This window comes from Kordia sp. (assembly GCF_045105435.1).
GTDB lineage: Bacteria > Bacteroidota > Bacteroidia > Flavobacteriales > Flavobacteriaceae > Kordia.
This window is the reverse complement of the sequence record NZ_JBGCDL010000232.1, coordinates 1-8,038: the sequence shown is the minus strand read 5'-3', so window position 1 is coordinate 8,038 and position 8,038 is coordinate 1. Positions and strand designations below refer to the sequence as shown.

Sequence of the window (8,038 nt, the reverse complement as noted above, 5' to 3'; positions counted from 1 at the left end):
ATTAGTTTTTAGTCGTACAAAAGTTGAGTACTGTCATTAGAAAAGCCACACAGTTTATTCAAATACACTTAAACGATTAAAAATTAAAAAGATGAAACAAAACATCAAAAATACATTGTACAGATTCGTTACAATGCGTGCACCTGAACTTATTGGAGCTGCAAGAAGAACAATGGGATTTGTAGATTTTCCAACTAATGAAACAAGTGCTTTTATAACACCAGCAGCGCAAGCAACCACACCTGAAGCTAAGAAATTGGCTATTGAAACAGCCGTTAGTGGATATACGCCTACTTTTTCTTCTAAAAAAGATTTAGAAAATGAAAATATCTACTTTTATTACTTTGCTATTTGGCTTACCGCTAATAGAACTAAATTTTCTCTAGAAGAAATTACTAGTAGAGTTGACGCATATTATGCACCTCAAAGTACGCATCCTAATATGGTACAAGTTTGGGACGATTTGCACTACAATATTTTAACAAATGGCGATCCTTATGTAAGAGATACACTATTATCTTGGCTTGTTGCCGATTTCTTTTTAACAAACCGAGATGCTGTTGAACGTACTACTAAAAACTTACAAGAACTAGCACAAGCAAGAGTTGTAATTGATAAAAGCTTATTCAATTATGAAGTTGCTGCTACAGAACCAAGAACACCAAAAGTTGCCGAAAAACACTTCAAAAAAGAAACAAAAGCAGTTGCAGCAAAACAAAACTTAGTAGAATTAGAAGAAATTGCAAAAGAAATTGCACGCGCTAGAAGTATTTATGATTCCGACAATACCAAAGCAAAAGCTGCATATCAAAAAACCTATGATACTTCTGTACGCGCTGCTTATAATGCAGCTACTGTAACAGAAAGAGTTGTTACAGATTCAGATACTGGAGAAACTTCAGTTGTAAAAGAATATACCAATTTAGTTATTCCTGATTATAATTTTGCGCCAGTTGATGAATTAGATAAAACAATCTTAGCAACTAAATTAAGCGTTCCTGCATTGCAAGTTGTCAATGACTTTGAAGCACAAAACAATGCTACAACATTGCAAGAAGTTGAAGATGCTATTGCGAACGAAATTCAAGCAAACACGGATGAGGTTTTTGAAAACACTGATTTTGAAGAATCGCAAGTAGTAATTCCAGGAGGAATTTCTGTGCCAATATCTAGCGATGCAAACCTTGCTCCTTTCTCATTTAGCTTATGTCCAAGACAAAAAATTGGAACTTCATTGTATAATTTATTAATGACAATAAATGTTCCTCATGCTTCTTATGATGTTGTAAACGTTCTGGTAGATTTCGATGGTGAAGTATATTCAGACTTTACAGAATTTAGTACTGGCTCAAAAATTTCCTTGGTCTTATGTGGTGATGGTATTGATTTAAGTCAAGCTTCAGAAATTGATGTAGAAATTGAATTCTCAAACGGTGAAGTATACGATGAAAATATTGTAGGTATTGTACCAAAAAAGTGTAAATTAGGTCAATTGCAACCAGCAAATCCAGGATCAATAACTCCTACAGAAGCGCCAGTAGCTTTCGGAATTCAACGTTTAGGAATTGCTGATTACCGTAAAGTTGAACAAGAAGTTTGCTGTTATGTGCCAGGAGAAGTTTCACACATTGAAAACATCATGGCGCGCGAATACAAATCGAAAGATATAAAACGTACACGTCGTCAAGAAACAACAAATACTTCTTCTAGCGAAAGTGAAAGAGAAAACCTCACAGAGACAACTTCTACGGATCGTTTTGAAATGAATCAAGAAATTGCTTCTATCAGTGCGCAAGATCAATCTGCAAATGCTACTGCTGGAATCAACTGGGGAAGTCCAGGCAAAGGTTTTGGAGGAAATGCAAGTGCAAGTTTTGCAACTAATACCTCTTCGGAAGAATCAGAAAGTCAAGCCATTACACATGCAAAAGAACTCACAGAAAGAGCTTTAGATAGAGTTGTTCAAAAAGTACGTGAAGAGCGTGTGACCAAAGTTGTTGAAGAGTATGAAGAAACTACTTCACACGGATTTGACAACCGTAAAGGCGACAAACACGTTTCAGGTGTATATCGTTGGGTTGATAAAATATACGAAAACAAATTACTGAACTATGGAAAACGTTTAATGTACGAATTCATGATTCCGGAGCCAGCTTCTTTTCACGATTTGGCAATTCAAATGTCAAGCGAAGAAGAAATATTAGTAAAACCTGTAGATCCAAGAACGGCTTCTTTCCAAAAAATGAAAGATCATAAAGCCGTTACTGCAACAACTTACAAACATTGGGCAGCTATTTACAATGCTGAGGTTTCTGAGCCGCCAGTAGAAAATATGTATGTCGGAAAAGCATTTTCATATCAGGCAACTGAAATTAAGGACGATCGTTATGAACGCTATGGTGAAAACGAAGAAGTTACCATTCCGGAAGGATATTACACAAGCTATGCGAAAGCTTATTGGGAAGATAGTTCAGAAGATGGATACACGCCGAATTCGACTAAAATTATTGTTGGAAGTGAAAAAATGGCAACTAAAGATGTTGAGTTTAAAATTCCTAAACACGTAGAATCAATTCCTGTATCATTTTCTTCTTTAGGACATTTATCTGGAAACTCTACCGTAAGTATCAAGGTTCAAGTTTTACCTGAAACTAAAGAAAGATGGCAAATTGAAACTTTCAATACAATTATTGAAGCATACGAAGAGCGTATGACAGCATACAATGAAAAATTGGCTGCTCAAAAAGAAATGAAGAATGAGAAGATTAATATCAATCCAGGATTCTTTAGAGAAATTGAAAAAACCGTATTGCGTAAAAACTGTATCACATACTTGCTTGGGCATGATAATTTAGGGAAAGATTTAGTCAACAACAGACAATCTGTAACTGAAATTACGGCTAAATATTCAAATGCTTCTTTAGATGATTATGCTGCAAAAGTAAAATTCTTTGAGCAAGCTTTTGAATGGGATATTATGAGTTATTACTTCTACCCTTTCTATTGGGCAAACAAAGAAAAATGGGGAGAATTATACCAAATTCAAAACAACGATCCATTATTCAAAGCTTTCTTACAAAGCGGAATGGCACGTGTAATTATTACCGTTCGTCCAGGATTTGAAGAAATGGTAAACTGGTATATGGCAACGGGACAAATTTGGAATGGCGGACAAGTACCAACACTTGACGATGAAGAATTTGTATCCATTGTTGAAGAATTGCGTAATCCTGAAAGTGAAGTAGAAGAAACATGGGAAACGCGTGTACCAACTTCATTAACAGTCATTCAAGCTGGCGCTATCGGATTGAATGTTGAAGGATTGCCTTGTAATGATGAATGTAATGATTGGTTACGATTTGACACTGACGGAAATCCTGTTGTAGATGCGGATGGCAACCAACTTTCAAACAATCCAATAGTTCAAAGTGATGAGCTTGTTGGCGGAATTGAAGATGGTATTGGTAGTGATGCTGTAGGTGATACTACCGTACAATAACAAACAATTTAATCACAGATTTTACTAGAAAAAGTATTCCCGAATTCAGTTCGGGAAGCTTTTCTACTGTCAAAATTTGACAAAAATCGAAGTATAAAAATTAAAAAAAGAAATTATGCATGCATACGAATATGGGTTGGAAAAGTATGGGAAAAAATTTCAACCATCAGGTAATGTAGTTGTATTTAATGATCGCATTACGTTAGATGACGGCTCAAATAATCCTGACGATCAAAGTATTGAAAATCTAAATATTCCAACTGATTTTGACTTGAGTATTGATGAATATATGTATTGTGAATTAAAGTCAATACCTGGGAGTTCACAATTTAACTTTACTCATGGTTCAAGATCAAATCTGAATCGCTACACAGTGGAAAACTATTTAATTCCTAGTGGTCAAATGCGGTTTTTAAGAAGCGATACCGTAACATTCAATAATGGAAATAGTATTGATGTATATACGTATTATTTGGATGGAAAATATTATGGGAGATTTATAAGTAGTGACCTTTTAACATTTCTTTATCCACAAGTTTTTGTTTCAGGTACCTCAACTAATAGTTTTTCTGATAATTTTAATGAAGCTTTAAATCTATATAGTATAGATTATGCAGCTGCCGCAACACCTAAGTTTACAAAAAATTTAAGTAAAATATCTAAACCTAAAGCTTTTGGTTCATTAGAAGTTATTTTAAATAAGTTTTATAAAAATTCTAACGTTTCTGTTATGTTTTTTATTTCTAAGGATGGGGCTAAAATAGAGAAATCACATATAGATATTGATGAAATTAGGGACAACGAAATTATCATATTCTTGGAAGAAGATGATAGTTATAATATCTTGGGTTCAGTTTGTAGAGTTCTTTCAGGAAAAAATATAGGTAATTCTAAACAATTTTCTTCTGAAGGCATTGCAATTTTAGCACGTTTATTTGATGTTGATACCAATACAGGAGAAATCAAAAGTGTCGCCGTAGAACATATTGAAAAAAAGAAAAAAGGTGAAGAATGGGGGATTTTATATTTTTTAGGAAAAATAGTAGATGCTGTTGTTGGTTTTGGTACTTGGCTAATTAAAGAAACTTTTGGCGATGGTTTAATAGCTATTGGTGAAGGCATTACAAGTTTAAAATTTGGAGAAAATCGTTGGAAATATTACGATGATAAAGGACAAAAAAATCCAAAATTCAATCCTATTTTTCCTGGTTTAGAAACTATTATTGATCTCTTACTTGATACTAAAGAAGCGAGTACAAAAGAATATGATCCAAGCAAACAAAAATCAAATAATAGTAAAGATCCTTCTTTTGAAGGAACTACAAGTGATATAAGAACTAATTTCAATAAGTTTATAGGCTACATTCCTCACAAAAGAATAAGTAATTATCTCAAAGACAAATTAAGTTTCATTATTGATATCATTGAAACGCTAGTGGATCTCTATAATCAAATAGTAAAATTTATTAATGAGGGATTTGCTGGTACACTTATTTTTTTAAATGCTTTAGTGATTGGTATACTCAACAGCCTTATTGAAGCTGTGGGTGATATATTTTCAATGGTAGGAATGATTTTAAGTTTACCTTATCATCTACACAAAATCTATAGTAAGCAGAAAAAGGGATCTTATGTAAGTTTAGTTGTTGAACTTTTGGAAAATGCAGTTGAAGGATTTGTAAATTTATTTTCAATAAAAAATCTAAATGCAGTAATCGACTTTACTGTTGCATCTTTTTCACTAGTAAAAAATGCCCTTTCCAATCCTGAAACTATAGTGAGTAAATTGAAACAAGCAAACGAATTCGTTAAAACAAATGTAGATGAGATCGGATATACAATGGGCTATATCATTGGGTTTGTTGTAGAAGAAGTATTTACTGGCTTGATATCTTTTGGAATAGGGAATTTAATTAAAAATGGAAAAAAAGTAACAAAAGCAACAGAAGCATTTGATACTTCTTCTGATTCTTTACAACGTGTATTAACCACTAAAAGTAAACGCCCAGATTTTGAAATTAAAGATTCTAATCGCTTTGTAAATACAATTATTGAATTGTTCAATAAAATAAAGAATTTTGATCTTAAAAAAGCATTAGACACCTTACTAGAATGGATTCGTGAGTTTGTTTCTACAACCAAAGAACTTGCAGAAAATGCTTTTATAAAATTATTTCCTAATAAAAAAGTAAGAGATACTATTATATCTGAAGGGTTTATACCTACTAAAGTGAATGCAGCTGGAAATGCTATAACATTTTGCCCAATAAAATAATTACTATGAGAAAATTGTATAAAATTCTCATATTCTTATGGGAATTTAAAAAGATAAAAGAATCACAATTCAAATTAGGTATAATAAAGGAAACTTCTATTATATTAGGTTGTTTTGTTACAGTGTTTGGATCAAAAAGATATAAATATAATTTATATGCTGAAAAAACTGGAGTTTTATTAGCTGAAAATGTAAAATATCAAAAAACAAAAGCTATAATAAGAGAATTAAAAGAAAAAGCTAGAAAAAGCGGAAAAACTATAGAAGAATATTTAGAGGACTTAGCAACTGCTGTAAGAAAAGGAAAAAATAACAATATAATCGCTAAATTTATCAAAGGAAATAGCCTAGAGCTAGTTGGCAAGAGGTTTGATAATTTTTTTGGTGGTGGTTTAATATCATTATATCCTGATAGGACTGTTGCTATTACAGGAATTCTAAAAGATGTAAGTATAGTAAAAGGTTTTGGATTTAAAGGTTTATGGAGACAAGGTAATAATCCTGGTGGATTAGATATTTTATCTTCCCCTATTTGGTGGAAACTCAAAGAAAAATATAAGCTTTTAGAGGAAACTAATAACAAATTATTTTGGAAAAAAGTTACCCAAGATTTCTGGGATCTAGCAAATAAACCTTGGTTAGATGATATTATAGCTAGAGGCGACGATGTTAGGTTTGTTACAAATCCAAATTTAGAAAAATCAAAATATATTTTTGATAGTAAATTAAAGGAATATGTCAAAGATGAATTTGGGAAAAGAGTTCCCACAATATTTAGTCAAGAAATCGAATATTTGAAAAAAAATGGCTATGAAATTATTGATCATATAGCTAAAAAAGTAAATTAAAAATAATGCAAGAAGAAAAATTATACATACCAAAAAGTTATTTAACTTTACAAATAGTACGCGATGTCATGGCTGAATTTGAATGGCCAGTATCTTATGAATTAATTGATGAAACAGAGGATTGGAGATCAGTTATTATTAAATTTGAAACATGTGAAATTGAACTACAAGATGTTCCAGATGATGGAATTAATCTTACTTTTATATCATATAAGAACGGAAAAGAATTAAACGCTAATTATGCGGATATAATAACATATCTAGCTAATTACAATCCAAGAGAACATTTAAATTTAGAGTATAACACATACACAGATCCAGTACTTGACATAACTACATCTGTTAGAAATGATATGAAAAACCTACAATACTATCATATAGATTTTATTACTGGTACAAATTATTCTTGGGCAGAAAAATATCTAAAAGAGAAGAAGAAGTAAATAATTATAAAACCAAAAACCCGCAAACTCAAAAAGTCAGCGGTGTTTTTAAATATCTCTAAATCTGTAGCGATTATTTTCAATCTTTAGAGTTGATGTGGAATGATTTTTTTGTTTAATTAGTGTATTATCTTACTCATACTCGGCACTAGTTATAAACTAGCGCTAGCGTGGGATCTTTTAAACCAGCTTGTAAAAGTTGTGCTCCTATGTTAAAATATTTTAATATACTTCAAGATATAAATCCTATTTAATTATGAATTTCTCAAAAGAACTACAAAAACATATCAAAAGCCATGGATGGAAACCTAATAGAAAAGAGTTTTCAAATAAATTATACATGGAACAAAATAATTATCCGCAATTCATCCAAGATTTTATGTTTGAATATGGTAAGCTAAAAATTTCAGATTTTACACCTGAAATTCCTGTAAAATCTGAAGTAATAAATTATATAAATTTTGATATTTCAAAAACTGAAGGGATTACAGGAATTTCTGAAGGTTATACAGAGCAATTAGGTAGAAAATTATATCCTATTGCACATTACACGCCAGAATCATACGATGTTTCTATAGATGAAAATGGTTATGTATATTTATTAGGAGAATATGCTTTTTGCTGTGGAAAAGAATTATATAAAGGTATAGAAAATATTATAAGAATGAGAGTTTTTGATACTTTGGAATTAGATCCTGCAAATGATGATGATGAAATATGGTTAGAATACAAAAAAGGAACTAATACTGTTGTTGATTTAGAAACATATAATTTTAAATATAATTTTTAAAACCTACAATACTATCACATAGATTTTATTACAGGTACAAACTATTCTTGGGCAGAAAAATATCTAAAAGAGAAGAAGAAGTAAATAATTATAAAACCAAAAACCAGCAAACTCAAAAAGTCAGCGGGTTTTTAAATATCTCTAAATCTGTAGCGATTATTTTCAATCTTTAGAGTTGATGTG

5 protein-coding genes are annotated in these 8,038 nt (G+C 31.4%); all 5 read left to right on the top strand.

From position 1 onward, the window contains the following. Positions 1-91 precede the first annotated feature (91 nt). Positions 92-3,499: a hypothetical protein gene (locus AB8B65_RS11970; RefSeq protein ID WP_405301262.1), complete on the top strand. Its 3,408-nt coding sequence runs from the start codon at positions 92-94 to the stop codon at positions 3,497-3,499. Positions 3,500-3,614: 115 nt separating this feature from the next. After that, positions 3,615-5,774, top strand: a complete 2,160-nt coding sequence (locus AB8B65_RS11965) for a hypothetical protein (protein ID WP_405301261.1) — start codon at positions 3,615-3,617, stop codon at positions 5,772-5,774. 5 nt (positions 5,775-5,779) lie between these two features. Then, the gene (locus AB8B65_RS11960) at positions 5,780-6,622 is read left to right on the top strand and encodes a hypothetical protein (protein WP_405301260.1); all 843 of its coding nucleotides are present in this window, start codon (positions 5,780-5,782) and stop codon (positions 6,620-6,622) included. A 5-nt stretch (positions 6,623-6,627) separates the two neighbouring features. After that, complete coding sequence (locus tag AB8B65_RS11955; protein WP_405301259.1) at positions 6,628-7,065, top strand: hypothetical protein; 438 nt, start codon at positions 6,628-6,630, stop codon at positions 7,063-7,065. Positions 7,066-7,321: 256 nt separating this feature from the next. Continuing rightward, positions 7,322-7,855: an SUKH-3 domain-containing protein gene (locus AB8B65_RS11950; protein WP_405301258.1), complete on the top strand. Its 534-nt coding sequence runs from the start codon at positions 7,322-7,324 to the stop codon at positions 7,853-7,855. The last annotated feature ends 183 nt before the right edge of the window (positions 7,856-8,038 follow it).